Source organism: Streptomyces sp. NPDC005706 (assembly GCF_040631045.1).
Taxonomy (GTDB): Bacteria; Actinomycetota; Actinomycetes; order Streptomycetales; family Streptomycetaceae; genus Streptomyces.
In genome coordinates, this window is record NZ_JBEXYS010000005.1 from 156273 (window position 1) to 179036 (window position 22764).

The window sequence follows — 22764 nt, forward strand, 5'->3', positions numbered from 1 at the left end:
GGCGGTACATCGTAGGGACACGCCGGGGCGCACCCGTGCCGTGGTCAGGGTCTGCCCGCCCGGCGCAGGGCTTCCTCGGCACCGTCGGCCATGGCGCCCACCAGGCCGGCCGCGGGGGGCAGGTCCGTGACGAGGTCGACGGCTTCGCCCGCCCACACCGGCAGCGGTGGCACCACGCCCCGCGCCACGTCGTCCTGGTAGTCCTGCCGGGCCCGCGCGTCCGCGGCGAGCTCCGGTTCCCGGTCGCGCCACCGGTCCAGATACGGGTGCCCCAGGGTGCGGGCGGTGTACCGGGAGGGCCAGCGGGAGCCACGGACGATGTCCAGTACCCGGCTGCGCTCGGTGTCCTCCCCGCGCCCGTCGACGAGCGCGGCGGAGACCGAGGGGTGGACCAGCGCCTCGGCCGTGGCCTGGAAGCGGGTGCCGATCAGCGCCCCGGCGGCCCCGAGGGCCAGGACGGCCGCCAGTCCGCGGCCGTCGGCGATCCCGCCCGCCGCGAGCACCGGCACCGGCCCCGCCAGGTCCACCACCAGCGGTACGAACGGCAGGGTGGAGCGCCCGTGCCGGGCCCCGTGCCCGCCGCTCTCGGTGCCCTGCGCCACGATGACGTCGGCGCCCAGGTCCACCGCCTGCCGGGCCTCCTCCATGTCGGTGACCTGCACGATGAGTGCGGCGCCCGCCCGCCGTACGGACTCGGCGTACGCGCTCGGGTTCCCGAAGGAGAACATCACCGCCCTGGGCCGGTGCTCCAGTACCCGTTCGACCGCACGGGCGTCGATCCGCCAGGTCAGCAAGCCGACGCCCCAGGGCTGAGCGGTGCCCCGCCGGATCAGGGGCACCTCACGGGCCAGCCAGTCCGGATCGCCGTCGCCGGAGCCGAGCAGCCCGAGCCCACCGCCCCGCGAGACCGCCGCCGTCAGCGCGCCCCCGGCGGATCCGCCCATGGGCGCCAGCGCGATCGGGTGCCGTACACCGAACAACTTCGTGAACGCCGTCGACAACGCCATGGCCGCCATCATCGTCCCACGCGAGCGCATGGGACATCCCCCGCACCGGCCGGCATCTCCACCTCCGCCCAGACCGTCTTGCCCACGGGGTGCCGGGATGTCCAGCCCCAGCGTGCGGCCAGGGCGTCCACGAGGAGCAGGCCGCGGCCCGACTCGCCCTCCGGGTACGAGGAAGGCGGGGCGGAAGGCGGTCGTTTCGCGGTGGCGGCGTCGGACACCTCGATCCGCACCAGGGCCGAAGCCGCGTCGAGGTCGAGACGGAGCCGGAAGTCGTGGCCCATGACGCGGCCGTGCTGGACGGCGTTCGCGGTGAGTTCGCCGACGACGAGGGCGACCGCGCACGACGTGTCCGAGGCCGGCGGGTACCCCCACTCCTCCATGCGCCGCACGCTCATGCGCCGGGCGAGACGCGCGCCGCGGGGTGTCGACGCGAACTGCGCCGTGAGCACGAGCCGCGGGTCCTCGGCCGAGGTGGTCGTTCCTGTCAGCACGCCGTGTCCGTCCTTGCCTGTCGAGCCGTCGGACGCCCCGAGCCGTACGCGAGTCGTCACGTTCCGTACTCAAGGTTGGCCGGGCGGCCCTACGCTCGGAAGGGGACGCAGCCTTACTTTTCGGCTCGTAAGGAACGGAAGTGACGCCTTGGCCAACGGAATCGACCCCAGTACGTCGATGGCGGCGCTCTTCGGCGCACGGGTACGCAGACTCCGTACGGCGGCCGGGCTGACCCAGGCCGAACTGGGCGCGGTGACGCACGTGGTGAGCACCCGCATCACGCAGATCGAACGGGCCTCCGGGGCGAAGCCGACGCTGGAGCTGGCACGAGCGCTGGACGCCGCGCTGGGCGGGGACGATCTGCTGGTCGAACTGTGGCCCTACGTCTATCGGGAGGCGTTTCCGGACTGGTCGAGGGCGTTCATGGCCCACTCGGAACGGGCGGTGTCGATCGGGCAGTACGCGGCGCATGTGGTGCCGGGCCTGCTCCAGACGGAGGCGTACGCGCGTGCCGTCCTCAGCGTCGGCATGACGCTCAGCAGTCAGGAGCAGTTGGAGGAGCGGCTCACCGCGCGCCTCGGTCGCCAGGAGCGGCTCCGCTCGGCCGACCGGCCCCGGTTGTGGGTTGTTCTCGACGAGGCGGTGCTGAGGCGTCCGGTCGGGGGCCGTGACGTGATGCGCGAGCAACTGGAGCGACTGCTTGGGACCGCGGCGGAACCGCACATCACTCTGCAGGTGCTGCCGTTCGACCAGGGGCCCACGACGCGATGGGCGGCTCGCTGACGCTCCTCGAGCTGCCGGACGGTTCGGAGGCGGCGTACACGGAGGGCGCACACCACGGCCAACTCGTCGAGGAACCGGACGAGATCAGGCGGCTCGCACTCACTTACGATCGGCTACGGGCAGCAGCCCTGCCCCCGCTCATGTCGCTCGACATGATCCGATCCGTGTTGGAGGGCAGCCACCGTGGAGCGAAGGTTCCGTCCCGAACCGAACGGCGCCGTGTGGCGCAGGAGCAGTTACAGCAATCAGGAGGGCGGAGACTGCGTCGAGGTCGCTGACGGACTCCCCGGCGTCGTCCCGGTCCGCGACAGCAAGGTCCCGCACGGGCCCGCGCTGACCTTCGATGCCGCCTCCTGGGCCGCTTTCATAAGTGAGTTGAAGACCGGCCGACACCGGGGATGAGTGCGCCGGGTCCCGGGCGGCGGCGGTGCTCCGGGGGCGCCGGGTCCTCGTTCGCGAGGGTCCGGCGGGCCGCCGTTCTCCGGAAAGAACCGGGGGAAAGAACCACCCGCCCACCCGCCCTCCCCGCCATTCACCCGTCCGGGTGACCAGCTTGCAAGGGTGGGATACGGACGGTTACGTTCACCGCGACAACCGCAAACAGATACGGCCCCCGGCCGGGACTGGCATCCCGATCGAGGGCCTGACCGATCAGGAAGTAAGCCCCTTCCCGATGGCTGACTCGCAGTCTAACGCGCGCCTGCGCGCCGACGCCGGAGCTCCGACCTCCGGCGTGATTCACGTACGCACCCGGCTCACCGCCGACATCACCGTGCTCTCCAACGCCCTCGCACAGCGGCGCGGCAGCGCGGTCACGATCGGCGTCGCGGCCTACATCCTCTCGCTGCCCGACGGCTCCCCCGTGAGCATCGCCGCCCTGTGCGAGCACTTCACCGAGGGCGAGATCCTGATCTCGCGGGCACTGAGGGAGCTCGAAGCGGCCGGCTATCTGGAACGGCGGCGCGAGCGGCTGTCCTCCGGGCAGATCCGCACCCGGACGTATCTGTACGACGTTCCCGGCGGTGCTCCGGGCCCCGACGGGCCACCCGAGCCGCCCGCAGGGCCGCCCCGGCCCCCGAAGCCGCGTCGTCAGCCGATCCGGCCGCGCCCCGCGCAGTCACGGGCCGAGTCCACAGCCGCCTCGGCCGAACGGCCGTCCCAGGCGTCCCCGGCGTCACCGGCCGGGACCGAGACCGAGGCACAGGCTCCGGCCCCGGCTCTGCGGGCCGACACCGAGGCCGAGGCACAGGCTCCGGCCCCGCTCGCGGACGCCGATCCGCGGGCCGTCGCCGTGCTCGCCGCGCTGCGCCGGGTCGATCCCCGGCTGGTGCTCTCGGGGCGGGAGGCCGCGCGGCTCGCCCCGGCCGTCGCCGATTGGCTGGCGGCGGGGCTCGACTCCGCCCAGATCACCGGGTTGCTCACGGCGGGGCTTCCCGGCAGCCTGCGGGCCCGGCCGGCCCACATCCTCGCCTTCCGCCTCCGCGAGACACCCCTGCCCGCCCCGCCCGAGCCGCCACATCCCGTGGTCCGCCCACCCGCCCAGCCGCTACAGAACTGCGACGGCTGCGACCGCGCCTTCCGCGCCCCGGTCCCCGGCCACTGCCGCGACTGCCGGCCCGGAGGCCTGTTGAGCAGGGCGTGCTGAGCCCGTCGGCCGGGTGCGCGCATGGGCGCGGCCGGCGCACTCCTCAGCCGAACATCCCCGGCTCGTAGTCGCCGGCCGGCTGCTGGACGATGACGTTCATGCGGTTGTAGGTGTTGATCAGGGCGATCAGGCAGACCAGGGCGCCGAGCTGGTCCTCGTCGTAGTGCTTGGCCGCGTCGGCCCAGGCCTCGTCGCTGACGCCGCCGGCCGCGTCGGCGATGCGGGTGCCCTGCTCGACCAGCTCCAGCGCGGCGCGCTCGGCGTCGGTGAAGACCTTCGCCTCCCTCCAGGCGGCGACCAGGTTGAGGCGGATCGCGGTCTCCCCCGCGTGCGCGGCGTCCTTGCTGTGCATGTCGGTGCAGAAGCCGCAGCCGTTGATCTGGCTGGCACGCAGCTTCACCAGTTCCTGCGTGGCGAGCGGCAGCGTCGAGTCCGACAGGACCTTCCCGGCCGAGTTGATGTAGCGGAAGAACTTGCCGGCGACCGGGTTGGCGAAGAGGTTCAAGCGAGCGTCCATGACGTCCTCCTGTGCGGTTGCTGTTGGCTACACCTCATTGACGGAGTGGGCCGGAGAGATGTGACAGCAACGGTTGTGACCTGGCTCACTTCAGGCGAGCGAGGTGCGGAGACCGGCGATCCCGGGTCGGTCATGGATCCGCAGGAAATGTGTGCAGGAGCGCCACACAGACCGCACACAGTCTGCGGAACGCCTCGTTACCGTTGCCGCTCGATCTCCCGTACGAACGTGAACTGGCCCCGGCCGTGGCCGCAGGCGCCGCCGACTCAGGAAGACCGTAAATGGACTACTGCTCCTCGTGCCGTCGGCATCTGAACGGCGCCCTGGTGTGTCCCGGGTGCGGCGCCTACGCCCCTGACATCGCTCCGCCGGTGGCGGTGGGCACGCCGCGTGCGACGCCGGGCATACCGACGGCGGGGGCGGAGACGCACCCGTTCGACGCGTTCGGCACCGGTGACTGGTACGACGACTCCCTCGACGCCGCCGAAGAGCCAGTGCCGGCCGGTACGGGCGGAGCGCCCCGGTTCCAGCCGTCCGGCGAGGTGGCGGTTCGTCCTGCCGCTTCGCAGGGCCGGGCGGCCCGGCGGCGGCAGCTCGTGCGCTGGAAGAAGAACAAGCGCCGGGCGGCGGTCGCCACCGCCTTCGCGATCGTCGGCGGCGGGCTCACGCTGGCCTCCATGGACCGGCAGTCCGGCGACCGGGCCCAGGCGGCCTCGGCGTCCGACAACCACAGCATGGGCGTAGCGGAGCGGCAGACCGCCGCCGAGTCCCGGCCCGACGTGGCACCGCCCACCGGCCGTCACCGGGCTCCGCGCCCTGCGCACACCCCGGCGGCACCCGCACACGCCGACTCCCATCGCTCCGCGTCCGGCGGGCAGGGCCGGCACACGATGGCCGCCTCGACGCGGACCACCGCGCCGAGCCGACCGGACGCCGCCGCCTCGCCGCTTCCGGCCGTGACCCGGGCCGTGACACAGACCGTCGGATCGGTGTCCGGGTCCGGATCCGGTGCTCGGACCGGGTCGGGGTCCGGTTCCGGTTCCGGGTCCGGTTCCGGGAGCACCGGTTCGACGGCGCAGACGCCGGCCACTTCGGCGCCCGCGAACGGCGGGGGCACCGGCTCGGGGACGTCCGCGACGAGTCCCTCGCCTGCGGCCACCTCGCCCTCCCAGCTCTGCCTGCTCGTGGTGTGCCTCGGCTGACCTGAGTTCATCCGGTTGCTGGAACCACCTATCGGCATGAGGCAGTCTTCTTCCTCGTGGCGAGCGTTCCGAACCAAGGTGGGCCCGGCTCCGGGACGGCGACGATGGTGGTGTGCGGTGACGACGCTCTCGCACACCGGCTGACCGCCGAGTTGCGCACCTTCCACGGCGAGCAGGTCACCCTCGTCGTGCCGCCGAGCGAGCGCCTGGCCCGGCCCCCGGTGGTCGGGCGGGCGCGTGCCGCCTCGGTCGCGCTGCTCGACCGGATGGTCAGTGCCGCCGTCGGACGGGCCGGCAGCGGCATCGGCGGGTTCGCCGGGACCGGCGGGAACGCACAAGGCGTCGACGGCGTAAGGGTGTTGGAGGCCGTCGACGTCACCGAAGCCGTACTGACCGAGGCCGGGGTGGAGCAGGCCTCGGCGCTGGCGCTCGTGTACGACGACGACGAGACCAACATCCGGGCCGCGCTGACCGCCCGCCGGCTCAACCCGCGCCTCCGGCTCGTCCTGCGGCTGTACAACCGCAGGCTGGGCCAGCACATCGAGGAACTCCTCGACCAAGCGGCCACGTTGGCCTCCGGCGAGGGACCCGACGGCGGGCCGGACGCCTCCACGACCGTGCTGTCCGACGCCGACACCGCCGCGCCCGCGCTGGCCGCGGCCGCCGTCGCCGGCACCACCAAGGTCGTCCAGGCCGGCGGACTGCTGCTGCGGTCCGTCGAACGGCCGCCGGCCCGGGGCGGACAACTCCCGGACCAGGGGCTGTGCACACTGGCGCTGCTCTCCGCGAACGGCGGCGGGCCCGGTGGAACGGCGCGGGCCGACGGGAACGGGCACGGCGGGGAGCAGGAGCCCCGGCTGCTGCCGGACGACGACGAGGTGCGGCTCGCCCGCGGACGGTCCGCCCTGGTGCTGGAGCAGGTGTCGGCCGTCGGCGGGGCCGCGCCGGACGCGGCGGGACGTGGTGTCGGGGTGGGCGGCGGGGTCGTACCGCCGCTCGCCTCCCTCTTCTCGCGGCGGCTGCGCTGGTCGCTGGCCGGGCTGGTGGCGTGTGTGGTCGCGCTCGCCGTCGCGCTGTGGGTGGTCACCGACATCGGTGCCCTGCCGGCCTTCTATCTGACGCTGCTGGACCTGTTCGCCATCGACGATCCCGCGATCGGGGCGTCGCTGGGACGTCAGGTCCTCCAACTCCTGTCCGGGCTCGTCGGGTTGCTGCTTCTGCCGGTGTTGCTGGCGGCCGTGCTCGAAGCGCTGGGCACCTTCCGGAGCGCCTCCGCGCTGCGGAAGCCGCCGCGCGGGCTCGGCGGGCATGTGGTGCTGCTGGGGCTGGGGAAGATCGGTACGCGGGTGCTGACCCGGCTGCGGGAACTGAACGTCCCGGTGGTGTGCGTCGAGGCCGACCCGGAGGCGCGGGGGCTGGCGACGGCCCGGCGGCTGCGGGTGCCGGTGGTGCTGGGGGACGTGACGCAGGAAGGGGTGCTGGAGGCGGCCAAGATCCACCGCGCGTACGCGCTGCTCGCGGTGACCAGCGCGGACACGACCAATCTGGAGGCCGCGCTGTACGCCCGGTCGGTGCGGCCGGATGTCCGGGTGGTGCTGCGGCTGTTCGACGACGACTTCGCGACGGCGGTGTACCGGACGCTGCGGGCCGCGCATCCCGGTGCGCCGACGCGGAGCCGGAGTGTGTCGCACCTGTCGGCGCCCGCGTTCGCCGGGGCGATGCTGGGGCGGCAGGTGCTGGGGGCTCTGCCGGTGGAGCGGAGAGTGCTGCTGTTCGCCTCGGTGTCGGTGGCCGGGCATGCGGAGTTGGAGGGGCGGACGGTGGGGGCGGCGTTCCGGGGCGGGGCGTGGCGGGTGCTGGCGGTGGAGGGGCAGGTGGATGTGGGCCCGGAGTATGTGCTGCGGGCTGGTGACCGGGTTGTCGTCGCCGCTACTCGCCGGGGGCTGGCAGAGTTGGGGTGAGCGCCCAGGGGGCTCCGCCCCCTGGACCCCGGGCCCTCGCCCACCACACCCACCCGTCTCGGCCGGCTGAGAAGGGCCTGGTCCCTGCCGGAGGGGAGAAGGACCCTCGGTTCAGCCGAGGTGGGTGGGTGCGTGGGTGGTCGGTCGGTTGAGAAGGGCCCGGGCCCTGCCGGAAGGGAGGACCCTCGGTTCAGCCGACACGGGTGGTTGGGTGGTCGGCCGGCTGAGAAGGGCCCCGACCCCGCCGGAAGGGAGAGGACCCCTCGGTAGCCGACGTGGTCGGGTGCGTGGGGTCAGGCGTGGTTCAGGTGTTTGTCGGCGTAGGCCAGTTCCAGGGTCACCTGCTTGATTCGCTCGTCGACCACCAGGGAGCCGTGGCCCGCGTCGTAGCGGTAGACCTCGTGCGGCGCGTCGCGGGCCTGGAGGCGCTGTACGTAGTTGTCGATCTGGCGGATGGGGCAGCGGGGGTCGTTGACGCCCGCCGAGATGTACACCGGGGCCTTGACCTGGTCGACGTAGGTCAGCGGGGAGGACGCCTCGAAGCGGTCCGGGACCTCCTCCGGGGTGCCGCCCAGCAGGGTGCGGTCCATGGCCTTCAGGGCTTCCATCTCGTCGTGGTACGCCGTGACGTAGTCCGCGACCGGCACCACCGCGATGCCCACCGCCCACGCCTCCGGCTGGGTGCCGAGGCCGAGGAGGGTGAGGTAGCCGCCCCAGGAGCCGCCGGTGAGGACCAGGCGGTCCGGGTCGGCGAGGCCGGAGGAGACCGCCCAGTCGCGCACGGCGGCCACGTCCTCCAGCTCGATCAGGCCGACCCGGTGCTTCAGGGCGTCCGTCCAGGCGCGGCCGTAGCCGGTGGAGCCCCGGTAGTTGACGCGGATCACCGCGTACCCCTGGTCCACCCAGGCGGCCGGGCCGGCGGCGAAGGCGTCGCTGTCGTGCCAGGTCGGGCCGCCGTGCAGGTCGAAGACCGTGGGGAGCGGGCCCGTCGCGCCCGCCGGCTTCTGGATCAGGGCGTGGATGCGGCCGCCGGGTCCCTCCACCCAGGCGTCCTCCACCGGCACCGACGGCGGGCACTTCATGCCGGGCGGGTCCAGGACGACGCGGCCGGAGGTGGAGCGCACCGCGGGCGGCTCGGCCGCCGACGACCACAGGAACTCCACGCTGCCGTCGGGCCGGGTCGTGGCCCCGGAGACCGTGCCGGGCGGGGTGGGGATGCGGGTCAGCTCGCCGGCGGCCAGGTCGTAGCGGAACAGCTCGCTGCGGGCCTCGTAGCCGTGGACGACGAGCAGGGCGGTGCCGTCCGGGTACCACTCGGCGCTCACGTCGCCGGGCAGGTCGAGGGAGAGGTCCGTCTCCGTTCCCGCCGCCACGTCCCACACCAGGGGCTCCCAGCGGCCCCGGCGCTGGTGGCCGATGAGCAGCCGGGTGTCGCCGTCCACGGGGGCGAAGCCCAGCACCTCCAGGCCCAGCTCCTCGGTGCCGCCCTTGGTGTCGTCCAGCTCGGCGACCGTCGTGCCGTCCGGGCGCAGCACGCGCAGGGCCGCGTGCATCGCGTCGCCGTGCTCGGTGTGCTCGATGGCGATCAGGGTGCCGTCGTGGGAGAGGTCGCCGACGCCGGCCGACTCGCGGTGGCGGTAGATCTCCAGCGTGGCCTGACCCTCGCGGGCGAGGTGGATGGTCGTGCCCTCGTCGTCCGTGGAGCGGCCGACCACCGCCGTCCGGCCGTCCCGGGCGAGGGCCAGACCGGCGGGGTAGGAGGGGTCGAGGCCGGGGACGGCCGTCTCGTCCGCGCCGCCCTTGAACGGCTGGCGGCGCCAGACGCCGAACTCGTCGCCGTCCTTGTCGTCGAACCACCAGATCCACGCGCCGTCCGGGGCGAGCACGCCGTCCGTCGTGCCGTTCGGCCGGTCCGTGGCCTGCCGCTGTTCGCCCGTCGACCGGTCCCAGGCGTACAGCTCGTACGTGCCCGTCGCGTTCGACACGAACAGGGAGCGGTCCGGCGCGTCCTCGGCCCAGTCGGGCAGCGAGACCCGCGGCGCCCGGAAGCGCTTCTCCCAGTCCGGCATGTCCGGTGTGTCCGGTGTCCTGCTCTCACTCATGGCCCCAGTCATGCGCCCATAGTGCCTGGCCCGACCGACAATCCGCTGACGGTGCCCCCAGCCTGTGGACAACTTCCCGATCATGCCCACGTGGTCCGCACACAGATACGTACACAAGTGCGTACACAGGCGGCCGGCGCGCGTGGCCGACCCCGGGACGGGACGGTGGCACGGGCGCCGTACCGTTGTGGGCGTGTACCGGTTTCTGCTGACTCCCCGCTGGTGGGGCATCAACGTCTTCGTGCTGCTCGCCATCCCGTTCTGCGTCTTCATGGGGTCCTGGCAGCTGAGCCGGTTCGAGGGGCGGGTGCAGGACCACCGCGCCGCGACCGGACGGGCCGCGTCGGACCGGCACGAGACGGCCAGGCCCCTGGACTCGATGCTGCCCGTCGACAAGAACACCTCGGGATGGCGGGTCACCGCGAGCGGCCGGTACGGCAGGCAGCTCCTGGTGCCCGGCCGGGAGCTGGACGACCGGAGCGGCTTCTACGTGCTGACCCTGCTGCGCACCGACTCCGGCCGGTCCCTGCCCGTGGTGCGCGGCTGGCTGCCGGGCACGGCGGACGCGGCCAGGGCGCCCGCCGCACCGGGCGGCGAGGTCACCGTGACCGGAGCGCTGCAGGCCTCCGAGACACCGGGGGACAACGGCGCCGGCGCCCAGGGCGGGCTGCCCGCCGGGCAGACGGCGGCGATCAGCTCGGCCACGCTGGTGAACCTGGTGCCCGACCGGCTGTACGACGCCTGGGTCACCCTCGACCGGGCCGACGCGGGGATGAAGGCCGTGCCCGCGACCGCGCCCGACGGCACCGGTCTCGACCTGAAGGCCTTCCAGAACCTCGGCTACACCGGCGAGTGGTTCGTCTTCGCCGGCTTCGTGGTCTTCATGTGGTTCCGGCTGCTGCGCCGCGAGCTGGAGTTCCAGCGGGACGCTGCGCTCGGTCTGGTGCCGGAGCAGGATCAGGAACGGGAGGGCGAGGAGCAGGGGAACCCCTCCGCTCCCACCGCCGTCTGAGGGCGCGGCGGCCGCGGGCGGCTTCCCTTCCGGCCGCCGCCCGCCGTCCTGGGCCCGTCAGCCCGCCCGAGGGCTACGACGCCGCCAGCACCCCGGTGTAGTACACCGTGCCCGCGCACGCGTTGGACACGGTCGCGGACGTCGACGGGGAACCCGTCTCGCCGGTGTAGCCGACGAGGACGCTGCCGTCGGCCGTGCCCTCCTCGGTGACGAGCTGGGTGGTGGTGCCCGAGGTGCCGCCGGTCTCCGTGCCGCCGCCGGCGCTCGCGTCCTGCGAGGGCGACGGGTCGGGCGACGGTTCGCCGCCGCCGTCGGAGCCGCCGGTGGAGGGGGTGCCACCACTGGCGGGGCAGGTCTCGGAGGGAACGAAGGCGAACCGTTCCTCGTAGGCGGCGCCGGGCTGCAGGACCAGCTTGGCGACCTCGAGCGAGGGGTCGGGCAGCGCGGCCGCCGCGTCCCCGGCCACATGCCGGACGACGCCGATCTTGGCCTGGTCCGCCGCACCCTGCGCCGTCGCGCTGACCACGACCCCGCCGGTCACGGTGCAGGCGGCGCCCGAGGTGTTGGTGACGCGGAAGGTGCCGTAGACGACGCCCGTGGAGTCCGGGGCGTCGGCGCCGCCGGTGACGGAACTCAGCTGGGCCGCCGTGCACAGCCCGGCGCCCGAGGCCGTGGGGGCGGACGGATCGGCGGCGCCCGCGGAGCCGTCGCCGCTGCCGGTCGTCCCCCGGTCACCGGTCCTGCCGTCGTCCTTGTCCTTCCCGGGGGTGCTGCCGCGGGAGCCGCCGGTGCCGCCGGTGCCGGCCTGCGGGTCCTTTCCCTGGGTGGCGCCGCCCTGCGCCTCGGAGGACTGGCCCGCCATGGCGGTGTTGGGGTCGGTGCCGCCGGAGTTCGAGACGTGGACGAGGGCGGGGATGGCGGTGCCGATGAACAGGGCCGCGGCGGCCATGCCGACGGCGGCCTGGCGCTTGCGGGCCCGGCGGGCCGGTACCGCCCTGCGCAGGTGGTCGAGGGTGCCGGTACGCGGTTCGATGTCGCCGACCGCCGAGTGCAGCAGACCGCGCAGGGCCACCTCGTCCGAGCCGAGCCCGTCGAGCGCGTCGAGGCCCGTGCCGGGCTCCTGGGAGCCCTTTTCGTCGGGGCCGTGGTTCACAGTTCCGTTCCCAGCGTGCGATTGCGGGTGCTCTTGCTCGTGGCCCTGCGTCGGCTCGTGCCAGGCGTAGGGCTCGTGGCGCTCGTGCGAGAGGTTCTCGGGCGAGAGATCCTCGGGCGGGACGCCCTCGTCGCCGTGCTCCGTGTGCTCGCTCATGCCAGCGCCTCCATGGACACCCGCAGCGCGGCGATGCCCCGGGAGCCGTACGCCTTCACCGAGCCCAGCGATATGCCGAGCGTCTCGGCGACCTGGGCCTCGGTCATGTCCGCGAAGTAGCGCAGCACCAGGACCTCGCGCTGACGGCGCTGCAGGCCCTTCATCGCCTTGATGAGGTCGCGGCGCTCGAGCTGGTCGTAGGCGCCCTCCTCCGCGCTCGCCATGTCCGGCATCGGCTTGGAGAGCAGCTTCAGGCCGAGGATGCGGCGGCGCAGGGCGGAACGGGACAGGTTGACGACCGTCTGCCGCAGGTAGGCGAGGGTCTTCTCGGGGTCGCGGACGCGTTTGCGGGCCGAGTGGACGCGGATGAAGGCCTCCTGGACGACGTCCTCGCAGGAGGCGGTGTCGTCGAGGAGCAGCGCGGCGAGACCGAGCAGCGAGCGGTAGTGCGCCCGGTAGGTCTCGGTGAGGTGGTCGACGGTGGTGCCGGCGGCCACGGTCTCCGCGGCCGGCGCGGCGGCCGCGGTCTCGTCGGAGCCGTCACGCTGGCTGGGGATGCGGGTGGGCCGCGCTGCGGGCATGGGCGCAATCACCGGCATGCCGCCGGGCATGCGCGGCCGGAGCGCCGCACGGGGCGGTCGGAGGGCCGCGGTGCCGCGGGCCGCACTGAGTTCGAGTACCTCTGCCACGCCAGTTGGACACGCTTCCCCCCAAGAGGGTTGTACGTGCCGGACGTCACATGTGCGACAACCGACGGTTCCTCAACAGCCGTCATGCGCCCCGCTCTTCCTTTATGTCCCATTCGAACAGGCGTCCCCACCCGGATCCCGACGTCCCCACGCCGGATCCTCACGCCCACGCCTCGCAAGGGTCACTGCAAAGACGCTCCCCGCCCTCCGCGCGGTTGCGGGGGACGGGGAGGAAAATCCTCTGTCGCCGGGGAGCGCGGATCAAGCGGTTAAGCCCATGCTCCCGGCCACATTCCTTATGTGGATGCTACAAGCGTTTTAGCCGCGAGCGACAGTCTCTCCCGTGATCTCCGCCGCCAGCAGCTCGGCGATCTGCGCGGTGTTCAGCGCGGCGCCCTTGCGCAGGTTGTCCCCGCACACGAAGAGTTCCAGCGCGGTCGGGTCGTCCAGCGCGCGCCGGACCCGCCCCACCCAGGTGGGATCGGTGCCCACCACGTCGGCGGGGGTGGGGAACTCGCCGGCGGCGGGGTCGTCGCACAGGACCACACCGGGCGCGGTGGCGAGGATCTCGCGGGCGCCGTCGACGGTCACCTCGCCCTGGAAGCGGGCGTGGACCGTGAGGGAGTGCGTGGTGATCACCGGTACCCGGACGCAGGTGACGGCGACCGGCAGCGCGGGCAGTCCGAGGATCTTGCGGGACTCGTCCCGCACCTTCATCTCCTCCGAGGACCAGCCGTCCTCCCGCAGCGACCCGGCCCACGGGACCACGTTGAGCGCGACCGGCTCCGGGAAGGGCCCGGTGTCGTCCCCGACGGCCCGCCGTACGTCACCGGGCTTGGTGCCCAGCTCGGTCCCGGCGACCAGGGACAGCTGTGCCCGCAGGGCGTCCACACCGGCCCGCCCGGCGCCGCTCACCGCCTGGTACGAGGACACCACCAGCTCGCGCAGCCCGAACTCGGCGTTCAGCGCGCCCAGGGCGACGATCATCGACAGGGTGGTGCAGTTGGGGTTGGCGACGATCCCGCGCGGCCTGCTGCGCACCGCGTGCGCGTTGACCTCGGGCACGACGAGCGGGACGTCGGGGTCCATCCGGAAGGCGCCGGAGTTGTCGACGACTACGGCGCCGCGCGCGGCGGCGATCGGCGCCCACTCGGCGGCGACCTCGTCGGGCACGTCGAACATCGCGACGTCGACCCCGGCGAAGGCGTCCTCCGTCAGGGCCGTCACCTCGATCTCCTCGCCGCGCACGGCCAGCTTGCGGCCGGCCGAGCGCGGGGAGGCGATCAGACGGATCTCGCCCCAGACGTCCGCGCGCTGGGACAGGATCTGGAGCATGACCGCGCCGACGGCTCCGGTCGCTCCCACGACCGCGAGCGTCGGCTTGCCGGTCATCGGCCGGTGCCTCCGTAGACGACGGCCTCATCGGTGTCGGAGTCGAGCCCGAAGGCGGTGTGGACGGCGCGGACGGCCTCCGGCACGTCGTCCTTGCGGGTGACGACCGAGATACGGATCTCGGAGGTCGAGATCAGCTCGATGTTCACGCCCGCGTCGCTCAGTGCCTCGAAGAACGAGGCCGTGACGCCCGGGTTGGTCTTCATGCCGGCGCCGACGAGGGAGATCTTGCCGATCTGGTCGTCGTAGCGCAGGGAGTCGAAGCCGATGCCGCCCTTGTTGCGCTCCAGGGCGTCGATGGCCTTGCGGCCCTCGGTCTTCGGCAGGGTGAAGGAGATGTCCGTGAGCCCGGTGGAGGCCGCGGACACGTTCTGCACGACCATGTCGATGTTGATCTGGGCGTCCGCGATGGTGCGGAAGATCGCGGCGGCCTCGCCCGGCTTGTCCGGGACACCGACGACGGTGATCTTGGCCTCGGAGGTGTCGTGCGCGACGCCCGAGATGATGGCCTGCTCCACCTTCTTCTCCCCTTGCTGCTGTGTTTTCTGCGCGACCGGCTCGCTGCTGACCCACGTGCCCTGCAGCCCGCTGAACGAGGAGCGGACGTGGATCGGGATGTTGTAGCGGCGGGCGTACTCCACACAGCGGTGGAGCAGCACCTTGGAACCGGAGGCCGCGAGTTCCAGCATGTCCTCGAAGGAGATCCAGTCGATCTTCTTCGCCTTCTTCACCACGCGCGGGTCGGCGGTGAACACGCCGTCCACGTCGGTGTAGATCTCGCACACCTCGGCGTCGAGGGCGGCCGCCAGGGCCACCGCCGTGGTGTCGGACCCACCGCGGCCGAGCGTGGTGATGTCCTTCTTGTCCTGGCTGACGCCCTGGAACCCGGCGACGATGGCGATGTTGCCCTCGTCCAGCGCGGTGCGGATACGCCCCGGCGTGACGTCGATGATCCGGGCTTTGTTGTGGACCGAGTCGGTGATGACGCCTGCCTGGCTGCCGGTGAACGACTGGGCCTCGTGCCCCAGGTTCTTGATCGCCATGGCCAGCAGCGCCATGGAGATGCGCTCACCGGCGGTCAGCAGCATGTCGAACTCCCGGCCGGCAGGCATGGGTGAAACCTGCTCGGCGAGATCGATCAGCTCGTCCGTCGTGTCGCCCATCGCGGAAACGACGACAACCACCTGGTTGCCGTTCTTCTTCGCTTCCACGATCCGCTTGGCGACGCGCTTGATGCCCTCGGCATCGGCTACGGAGGAGCCTCCGTACTTCTGCACGACAAGGCCCACGTGCGCTCCTCGCTCGGTTCGTTTATGTCGGCTCAGTTTACCGAGCGTCCGTTTTCCGCCCCCCTGCTCCCGCATGGTGAGACACCGGACGCCCGCAACCGGCACCTGCCCAGCCGCGCGCGGGGCACGCGCAAAGTGCCCCGCGTCACAGTGCGCGGCTACTGGGCCGGGCGCCCCATGCCGAGCGGGCCGCCGATCTCCTCGGCCATGACACGGCCCGCTTCGAACTCGAGGGTCTCGTCACCCATGCCCTGGTCGGTGTCGAGACCGTCGAGCTCCTCGAGGGGCTGGTCGAGGCGGACGTGGATGAGGACGGACTGGAGGGCGCGCAGCACGGCGGAGGCGGTGGGCCCCCAGTTGGAGAAGTAGGAGAACTGCCACCACCACAGGGCCTCCGTGATCCGGCCCGAGCGGTAGTGGGCCATGCCGTGGCGGAGGTCGGTGATGATGTCGGCGATGTCGTCGGAGATCCGGGCCGGCACGGAGGCCTTGCGCGGCTCGTAGGGGTCGAAGACCTCGGAGTAGACGTCGACGGGGTCCAGCAGACGGGCCAGGTTCTCGCGGAGTTCGTCCACGTCCCCCTCGGGGCCGAGGTCGGGCTCGTAGCGCTCCTCGGGGACGATGTCCTCGTGGGCGCCGAGGCGGCCGCCGGCCAGCAGGAGCTGGGAGATCTCCAGGAGGAGGAAGGGGACGGTCGAGCCGGGCTCGTCCCCCCTCGCCACCTCCGTGACGGCGACCAGGAAGCTCTCGACCTGGTCCGCGATCTGGACCGAGAAGTCGTCCGGGTTCCGCGTCGAGTCGTGCAGCGTGGCGTCAGACATCTAGGAGTCGTCTCCCCTCGAAGGCGCGGCCGAGAGTGACCTCGTCCGCGTATTCCAGGTCGCCGCCCACCGGGAGGCCGCTGGCCAGGCGGGTGACCTTCAGGCCCATGGGTTTGATCATGCGGGCGAGGTACGTGGCCGTCGCCTCGCCTTCGAGATTGGGGTCGGTGGCGAGGATCAGCTCGGTGACCGTGCCGTCCGCCAGCCGGGTCAGGAGTTCCCTGATGCGCAGGTCGTCGGGGCCCACACCCTCGATCGGGCTGATCGCGCCGCCCAGGACGTGGTAGCGGCCGCGGAACTCACGGGTGCGCTCGATCGCGACGACGTCCTTCGGCTCCTCGACCACGCAGATGACGGACGGGTCGCGGCGCGGGTCGCGGCAGATGTTGCACAGCTCCTCCTGCGCCACGTTGCCGCAGGCCGCGCAGAAGCGGACCTTCGCCTTGACCTCCAGGAGCGCCTGCGCGAGCCGCTTCACGTCGGCCGGCTCCGCCTGCAGGATGTGGAAGGCGATCCGCTGCGCGCTCTTGGGACCGACGCCGGGCAGCCGCCCCAGCTCGTCGATGAGGTCCTGGACCACGCCTTCGTACAACGGACTGCCCTTCCTGGAGACCTTTCGGTACGTACGGTAGTTGGCTGCCGCCCGTCCTTGGAAGGCGGCGGGGGTCTCGCTCAGGTGGCGGGCACCGGAACGGCCGGCGGATCAGAAGGGCAGACCCGGGATGCCGCTGCCGCCGCCGAGGCCCTGGGCCAGCGGGCCCAGCTTCTGCTGCTGCAGCGTCTGCGCGTTCTCGTTGGCCGCCTGCACGGCCGCCACGATCAGGTCCGCGAGCGTGTCGGTGTCCTCGGGGTCCACCGCCTGCGGGTCGATCTTCAGCGCCCGCAGCTCGCCGGAGCCGGTGACGGTGGCCCGCACCAGGCCGCCGCCCGCCTGCCCGTCGACCTCCGTGTTCGCCAGTTCCTCCTGCGCCTGCTGGAGGTCCTGCTGCATCTTCTGGGCCTGCTGGAGCAGCTGCTGCATGTTGGGCTGGCCACCACCGGGAATCACGATCAGCTCCTGGTTCCTCGTCCACTGCGTCGTCGTTCGCTGTGCACGAGCCTACGTGGTCCGCCCGGCCATCGCCGCGCCACTCTTTCGAGTGATAACAACGTCGGCCCTATACCTGATCAAGGCCCCCTTCCGGGCGGAAAAGGCGGCAAAGCCACGTCCGTGCCACCCATTGGGCGGTAGGAAGGGGGCCGCACGTCGGCAGCCGCTGTCACACGGTGTGACGAGGGTGCGCAGTGCCGTGTTCGGTGTCGCGTTCAGTAGGGAGTGCCGGGTGGGTCAGCCGGAGATGCAGCCCGAGGGTCCGCCTCAGGACGGCCGGGGCGAAGGTCCGGCCGGACCGCTGCCGGGCGATCTGACCGGGCGGACCTTCCCGCTCGGGGACTGGGGGGAGCCCGCCGAACGCCTCGACGAGCTGTACCGGTGGGTGGAGCGGGGGGCGCTGCACACGGCTGCCTGGTACCTCGAGGACCGGATGTGGAAGCGGCGGGGCGCGCGGGCGCTGCGGGCCGGCGCGGCGGCCGGGATCGTCCTCGGGGCCGCGCTGCCCCTGCTGGACATGACCGGGGTGGTCGGCGGGGTCGCGCCCTGGGGGTACCTGGCGCTGCTGCTCGCGGTGGCCTGTGTCGGCGCCGACCGGTTCTTCGGGGTCACCTCCGGGTGGATAAGGGACGTGGCCACCGCGCAGGCCGTGCAGCGGCGGTTGCAGGTGCTCCAGTTCGACTGGGCCTCGGAGAGCGTCCGGGAGATGCTGGGCCCCGCGGAGGGCACGGCGAGCGAGGCGGCGGAGCGGTGCCTGGGGGTGCTGCGGCGCTTCTCGGAGGACCTGCAGGACCTGGTGCGCACGGAGACGGCCGACTGGATGGTGGCGTTCCGCACGGGGTCGGCGCCGCTCGGCATCCAGTCGGCGGTGGTGTCCGGCATGCGGGCGGAGTCGGCGGCACCGGCGGGCCGGCATCCCCTGCCGCCCGCGAACGGCGCCCGCCCGAACATGCCCCGCCAGCGGCCGCCGGAGCCCCGGTAGGCCGCGCGGGCCGCGCGTTCACCGGCACAGCCGCAGGCCCTCCGGCGTCCAGCACGGCACATGGCCGTGGGTACGGATCACGTCCTGCCCGTTGCCCCTGGTCAGATAGGTCAGGAAGCTCGACGCCAGGGAGTCCGCCGGGGGCTGCCCGTAGGTGTACGCGTACTCGATCTCGCGGTACGGGTAGCTGCTGCGGCCGTGCTCGATCGCGTCCACGGACGGGGCGCCGGAGTCCAGGGCCAGGACGTGCAGGCCCTTGGCCCGGGTGGCCAGGTTGAGTTCGCTGTAGCCGACGGCGCCGGGCAGCCCGGCCACCTCGGCCAGCACCTGGTCGGTGGAGTCGAGTTCGCAGCGGGTCACCGGGGCCGTCGCGTCGTCCTTGTGGACGCAGTCGACGGAGGAGTTGGCGATCTCGCCGCGGCCCAGCACCCGGCGCTGGAAGACCTGCCGGGTGCCGGAGCCCGCGTCCCGGCTGACCAGCCGCACCGGCACCGGCCGGCCGCCCAGTTGGCTCCAGTCGGTGATGTCGCCCCGGTACAGGCGCCGTACGTCCGCCGTCGACAGGTTCTTCAGGCCCACGTCGTCGTTCACGACCAGCGCGAAGACCGACAGCGCGACGCGGTTCTCCCGCAGCCGCGGCATGTCGGCGCTCTTGGGCCCGTCGGAGAGCGCCACCAGCGGCGGCGAGCCCTTCTTCGCCGCCGTGCCGGCCGCCTCCAGCTCCCGCAGGCCGGCCGTCGAGCCGTGCACGTCAACGGTGACGGCCGCGCCCGCGCAGTCCGCCTCGTACTTCCGCGCCACCTCCCGCAGCACCGGCGCGAACGCCGTCGACCCCGTGACGGTCAGCGTGCCCTGCGCGCAGCCGATCGGCGGGGGTGTGTCGTCGCGGGCCACGACGATGGCCGCCAGCGTCACCACGGACACCGTGAGCATGATGGTGATGAACCGGGAGGCGCGGCTGAACAGCGGCGGTTTGTCGTCGGGTGTCGCGCTGCGGTTGGGATGGACCTCGCCGTCCCTGATCCCGCCGACGACCCGGATCTCCCGGCCGACGTCCCCGCCGGACAGCAGCACGAGCAGCTTGAAGTGGTCGCCCCGGTTCAGCGGGACGCGCGGGACGCGCAGGGTGTTGCCCTCGTAGCCGAATCCGCGCTCGGCGGTGAAGTGGTCCATCAGGTGGTCGGTGTCGGTGGGCTGGGTGACCGACACCCCCCGGACGGTGCGGTCGGTGAACACCGCGGCCAGGCCGTGCCGTTCGGGACCCGTGTAGTCGTCGCGGTCGATGCCCTGTGAGCCGTCGTTCTCCAGGCGGAGCAGTACGAGGGTCGCGTCGGCCATGTCCGGCGCCTCGTCGAAGAGGCCGAGCCGGCGGTTGGCCCGGCCCGAACGGACGTCGTCGCCTATGGGGTTGTCCATCTGCACCCGGTAGCCGATCCTCTTGCGACGCGGCACCCGGCGCTCGTACCAGACCATGCCGGCGGACGCGACGATGCCCAGCACCGCCGTGCCGACGGCCACGACGTTCTCCGCGCTCAGCCACTCCATATGGGCGCCCCCGCCACTCACCGGAGTCGGATGGTGGGGTCACGGTACGCACGGAGAGGGGCGGAAACCGGACACGCCCGCCGAAGTTCGCCGAACGTTCAACTGTTCCGCGACGACGGTGATTTCAGGTCACTGCTTGGTGTACGTCAGGCTCTCGCCGCCGCTCGCCTTCGCGCGCTTCAGCCGTCCGTCCGGGAGCAGGGTGACCTCGCTGGCCTCGCCCGGCGAGCAGGAGGACATCGGCTCGCCGCTGGTGACGGTGGACGGGCCGATCTCCAACGCGTCGCCGTCACCTGGCTGTTCGGCCAGGGTCGCCTCGAAGACGCAGTGGTACGTGCCGCCGCCCTCGACGGGGCCGTCCGCGACCAGGGTGAGGACCGTGTCGCCGACCTCGCCCTGTCCGATGGTCAGCCGGCGGGTGTTGGTGCCGTTCGCGTTGTCGATGGTGGTCTCCCAGGTGCCGAGGTAGGCGGCGGGGACGGCGCCGTCCGCTGCCGCGGAGGAGGCCGAGGCGGAGGCCGACGGTGCGGGGGCCGGGGAGGTGACGGGCGGGGCGCTCGTGGTTCCGGTCGGCGCGGGGCCGACCGTGCCGCCGGCCGTGTCACCGCCGCCGTGCTTCATCAGCGCGTACACCGAGCCGCCCGCGCCCAGGGCCACCACCAGCGCGATCACGACGAGCAGCGCGGTGGACCGGCCGCCCGGGCGCTCCGGCTCCGGCCGCCCGGTGAACGGCGGCGGGCCGTAGGGCGAGGTGGAACCGAGCCCGCCGTACGGGGTGTACGGCTGCTGCGGGTAGCCGTAGCCGGCGGACGGGGGCTGCGGATGCTGCTGGGCCTGCTGCGGGTAGCCGTAGCCGTACGGAGCGGGCGAGCCGTAGGCGGACGGGGCCGGGGGCGCTCCGGGCGGCGGGGTCTGCCCGGCCACCACGGTCGGCAGATGACCGACCGCCGCACCGCCACCGCCGGGCCGGCCAGGGGGCGGAGGCGTCGGCGCGTCGTCGGCCACGGGCGAGTGCTCGACCGAGCCACCGGCCCCCGGCGCCTGCGCGTAGTGGGAACCTCCGGGGCCCGCCTGCGCGCCGGGGCCTGCGGGGGCGCCGGGGCCTGCGGGGGCGCCGGGGCCTGCCTGGGCACTCGGACCCGCCCAGGCGCCCGCGCCCGCCGCTGGGGCCTGTGCCCCGCCGGGGCCACTTGCGCCCGGGGCACCCTGACCCGGTTGGGCACCCCAACCCGCCGATGCCGCCGGGACCGCCGGGCCTTCCGCGCCGGCGCCCGCTGGGGCATTCGAGCCCGCCGCCGGGCCCTGCGCCCCACCGGAACCACCCACGCCCGGGGCACCCGAGTCCGCTTGAGCACCCCCGCCCGCCGGGGAACCCGAGCCCGCGGGAGCACCCGCTTCCGCCACCGGACCCGGCGCCCCACCGGGGCCGGACGCACCCGGGGCACCCGGCCCCGCTTGGGCACTCCCACCGGCCGGGGCATCCGAACCCGCTTGTCCACCCATACCTGCCGATTTGGCCAGGCCGACCAGGCCACCCGGACCCGCCGGGTCACCCGCGCCCGGCGCCCCACCGGAGCCGTCCACGCCCGGCGCACCACCGAACGCGGCCGCACCCGCACCGACCGGCGCACCCCCGCCCGCCGCAGCACCGGCACCCACCGGACCACCGGCACCCGCCGACACGGCCGGCCCCACCGGGGCAGCCGGGGCAGCCGGGGCAGCCGGCCCGCCCGGCCCCGAGAGCGCCCCCGCGCCCGCCACCGGACCCGGCGCCCCACCAGGGCCGCCCACGCCACGGGCGTCCGTGTCGCCCGACTGGGGGTCCTCCACCTCCAGGAGGCGTACCGCGTGGCGGCCGAGCTGGGCCACCAGGGCGCCGGGGAGCCAGGGGTCGCGGGAGCGGCCGCCGGAGACCGTGTCCTCCGCGCCCGTCCGCTCCAGGATGCGGTCCAGCGAGGGTCGGGCGGCGGGGTCCTTGCGCAGGCATTCGCGGACCAGGTCGGCGATGCCCTCCGGCATCCCGTCGAGGTCGGGCTCCTCCTGGGCGATGCGGAACATCAGGGCGTGCACCCCGCTGTTCGCGCCGCCGAAGGGCAGCACACCGGTCGCCGCGTACGCCAGCACGGAGCCGAGGCAGAAGACGTCGCAGGCGGGCGTGACCCGGTCCCCGCGCACCTGCTCCGGCGCCATGAACCCGGGGGAGCCCACCAGCGAACCGGTCCGGGTCAGGCCGTCCCCGGCCAGCGTCTCGAGCGCCCGCGCGATGCCGAAGTCGATCACGCGCGGCCCGTCGATCGTCACCAGCACGTTCGACGGCTTGAGGTCGCGGTGGACGATCCCGGCGGCGTGGATGTCCTTCAGCGCGTGCGCGAGCCCGGCCGCGAGGATGCGCACCGACCGCTCGGGCAGCGCCCCGTGATCGTGTCCGACGACCTGCTGAAGGCTCGGCCCGGCGACGTACCCGGTGGCCACCCAGGGCACCGGCGCCTCGGTGTCCGCGTCCAGCACGGGCGCGGTCCAGTACCCGCCGACCCGGCGCGCGGACCCCACCTCCTGCCGGAACCGGGCCCGGAACTCCTCCTGGGCGGCCAGTTCCCGGCGGATCAGTTTCACGGCGACGGTACGGCCCCGGTCCGACCGCGCCAGGAACACCTGCCCCATGCCGCCCGCGCCCAGCCGCGCCAGCAGCCGGTACGCCCCGATCTGCCGCGGGTCCCCCGGTCCCAGCTTGTCCATCCCCGCGCCGCCTTCCCCCCATAGGTCTGCAACGGACCGAGAATAGTGCGGGCGCGCCGGGAGCCGCGCCGACGTGTGTCCACGGTTCGGTAACAGCCCGCCCGGGCGCCCCCGGCCGCGCGGGCGCCCGCCCGGCGCACGTCGACAACCTGTCGTGAAAAGCACCCGGCCAGGGAACAGGACGCCGATG

19 protein-coding genes and 1 pseudogene are annotated in these 22764 nt (G+C 73.4%); 7 read left to right on the forward strand and 13 right to left on the reverse strand.

What is annotated here, in order from left to right; translation table 11 throughout:
• Nucleotides 1–44: 44 nt before the first annotated feature.
• Together ABZ478_RS11985 and ABZ478_RS11990 are read right to left on the reverse strand one after the other, a co-directional pair.
• Entirely contained in the window at nucleotides 45–1007 is a 963-nt protein-coding gene (locus ABZ478_RS11985) for a nitronate monooxygenase (RefSeq protein ID WP_359547819.1), read from the reverse strand.
• Nucleotides 1008–1015: 8 nt separating this feature from the next.
• Nucleotides 1016–1495: an ATP-binding protein gene (locus ABZ478_RS11990; protein ID WP_359548319.1), complete on the reverse strand. Its 480-nt coding sequence runs from the start codon at nucleotides 1493–1495 to the stop codon at nucleotides 1016–1018.
• A 181-nt stretch (nucleotides 1496–1676) separates the two neighbouring features.
• Between ABZ478_RS11990 and ABZ478_RS11995 the strand changes: the two are divergent.
• The 3 genes and pseudogenes from ABZ478_RS11995 (at nucleotide 1677) to ABZ478_RS12005 (ending at nucleotide 3927) form a co-directional block, all read left to right on the forward strand.
• Nucleotides 1677–2560 (forward strand): annotated as a pseudogene (locus ABZ478_RS11995) (helix-turn-helix transcriptional regulator).
• Complete coding sequence (locus ABZ478_RS12000; protein ID WP_359547822.1) at nucleotides 2466–2684, forward strand: DUF397 domain-containing protein; 219 nt, start codon at nucleotides 2466–2468, stop codon at nucleotides 2682–2684. The pseudogene ABZ478_RS11995 and the gene ABZ478_RS12000 overlap by 95 nt, the downstream one beginning before the upstream one ends.
• A gap of 271 nt (nucleotides 2685–2955) precedes the next feature.
• Entirely contained in the window at nucleotides 2956–3927 is a 972-nt protein-coding gene (locus ABZ478_RS12005) for a hypothetical protein (protein WP_359547825.1), read from the forward strand.
• 43 nt (nucleotides 3928–3970) lie between these two features.
• On the opposite strand, the gene ABZ478_RS12010 is transcribed toward ABZ478_RS12005, so the two are convergent.
• Entirely contained in the window at nucleotides 3971–4444 is a 474-nt protein-coding gene (locus tag ABZ478_RS12010) for a carboxymuconolactone decarboxylase family protein (RefSeq protein ID WP_358933006.1), read from the reverse strand.
• A 281-nt stretch (nucleotides 4445–4725) separates the two neighbouring features.
• Here ABZ478_RS12010 and ABZ478_RS12015 point away from each other — a divergent pair, with 281 nt between their 5' ends.
• Both ABZ478_RS12015 and ABZ478_RS12020 read left to right on the forward strand, forming a co-directional pair.
• A complete protein-coding gene (locus ABZ478_RS12015) occupies nucleotides 4726–5646 on the forward strand; it encodes a hypothetical protein (protein WP_359547827.1) in 921 nt (306 codons plus the stop codon).
• A 104-nt stretch (nucleotides 5647–5750) separates the two neighbouring features.
• Complete coding sequence (locus ABZ478_RS12020) at nucleotides 5751–7607, forward strand: NAD-binding protein (RefSeq protein WP_359548320.1); 1857 nt, start codon at nucleotides 5751–5753, stop codon at nucleotides 7605–7607.
• A gap of 293 nt (nucleotides 7608–7900) precedes the next feature.
• Here the strand turns inward: ABZ478_RS12020 and ABZ478_RS12025 are convergent, their stop codons facing one another.
• Nucleotides 7901–9709 carry a prolyl oligopeptidase family serine peptidase gene (locus ABZ478_RS12025; RefSeq protein WP_359547829.1) on the reverse strand — a complete coding sequence of 603 codons (1809 nt, stop codon included), beginning with the start codon at nucleotides 9707–9709 and terminating at the stop codon, nucleotides 7901–7903.
• A 193-nt stretch (nucleotides 9710–9902) separates the two neighbouring features.
• On the opposite strand from ABZ478_RS12025, the gene ABZ478_RS12030 reads away from it, so the two are divergent.
• A complete protein-coding gene (locus tag ABZ478_RS12030) occupies nucleotides 9903–10721 on the forward strand; it encodes an SURF1 family protein (RefSeq protein WP_359547831.1) in 819 nt (272 codons plus the stop codon).
• A gap of 73 nt (nucleotides 10722–10794) precedes the next feature.
• Here the strand turns inward: ABZ478_RS12030 and ABZ478_RS12035 are convergent, their stop codons facing one another.
• The 7 genes from ABZ478_RS12035 to ABZ478_RS12065 form a co-directional block, all read right to left on the reverse strand.
• The gene (locus ABZ478_RS12035; RefSeq protein WP_359547832.1) at nucleotides 10795–12030 is read right to left on the reverse strand and encodes a hypothetical protein; all 1236 of its coding nucleotides are present in this window, start codon (nucleotides 12028–12030) and stop codon (nucleotides 10795–10797) included.
• A complete protein-coding gene (locus ABZ478_RS12040; protein WP_359547834.1) occupies nucleotides 12027–12719 on the reverse strand; it encodes a SigE family RNA polymerase sigma factor in 693 nt (230 codons plus the stop codon). The genes ABZ478_RS12035 and ABZ478_RS12040 overlap by 4 nt, the downstream gene beginning before the upstream one ends.
• A 318-nt stretch (nucleotides 12720–13037) precedes the next feature.
• Nucleotides 13038–14111 carry an aspartate-semialdehyde dehydrogenase gene (locus ABZ478_RS12045; protein WP_359547836.1) on the reverse strand — a complete coding sequence of 358 codons (1074 nt, stop codon included), beginning with the start codon at nucleotides 14109–14111 and terminating at the stop codon, nucleotides 13038–13040.
• Entirely contained in the window at nucleotides 14108–15400 is a 1293-nt protein-coding gene (locus ABZ478_RS12050) for an aspartate kinase (RefSeq protein ID WP_358933018.1), read from the reverse strand. The genes ABZ478_RS12045 and ABZ478_RS12050 overlap by 4 nt, the downstream gene beginning before the upstream one ends.
• A gap of 158 nt (nucleotides 15401–15558) precedes the next feature.
• Nucleotides 15559–16221, reverse strand: a complete 663-nt coding sequence (locus ABZ478_RS12055) for a DUF5063 domain-containing protein (RefSeq protein ID WP_359547839.1) — start codon at nucleotides 16219–16221, stop codon at nucleotides 15559–15561.
• The gene (recR, locus tag ABZ478_RS12060; protein ID WP_359547842.1) at nucleotides 16214–16813 is read right to left on the reverse strand and encodes a recombination mediator RecR; all 600 of its coding nucleotides are present in this window, start codon (nucleotides 16811–16813) and stop codon (nucleotides 16214–16216) included. The genes ABZ478_RS12055 and recR overlap by 8 nt, the downstream gene beginning before the upstream one ends.
• 111 nt (nucleotides 16814–16924) lie before the next feature.
• Nucleotides 16925–17269, reverse strand: a complete 345-nt coding sequence (locus ABZ478_RS12065; protein WP_359547845.1) for a YbaB/EbfC family nucleoid-associated protein — start codon at nucleotides 17267–17269, stop codon at nucleotides 16925–16927.
• Between the two features lie 274 nt (nucleotides 17270–17543).
• Between ABZ478_RS12065 and ABZ478_RS12070 the strand changes: the two genes are divergently transcribed.
• Nucleotides 17544–18293 carry an SLATT domain-containing protein gene (locus ABZ478_RS12070; RefSeq protein WP_359547847.1) on the forward strand — a complete coding sequence of 250 codons (750 nt, stop codon included), beginning with the start codon at nucleotides 17544–17546 and terminating at the stop codon, nucleotides 18291–18293.
• Between the two features lie 18 nt (nucleotides 18294–18311).
• On the opposite strand, the gene ABZ478_RS12075 is transcribed toward ABZ478_RS12070, so the two are convergent.
• The gene (locus tag ABZ478_RS12075; protein WP_359547849.1) at nucleotides 18312–19838 is read right to left on the reverse strand and encodes a substrate-binding domain-containing protein; all 1527 of its coding nucleotides are present in this window, start codon (nucleotides 19836–19838) and stop codon (nucleotides 18312–18314) included.
• A 129-nt stretch (nucleotides 19839–19967) separates the two neighbouring features.
• The gene (locus ABZ478_RS12080) at nucleotides 19968–22574 is read right to left on the reverse strand and encodes a serine/threonine-protein kinase (RefSeq protein WP_359547851.1); all 2607 of its coding nucleotides are present in this window, start codon (nucleotides 22572–22574) and stop codon (nucleotides 19968–19970) included.
• Nucleotides 22575–22764 lie beyond the last annotated feature (190 nt).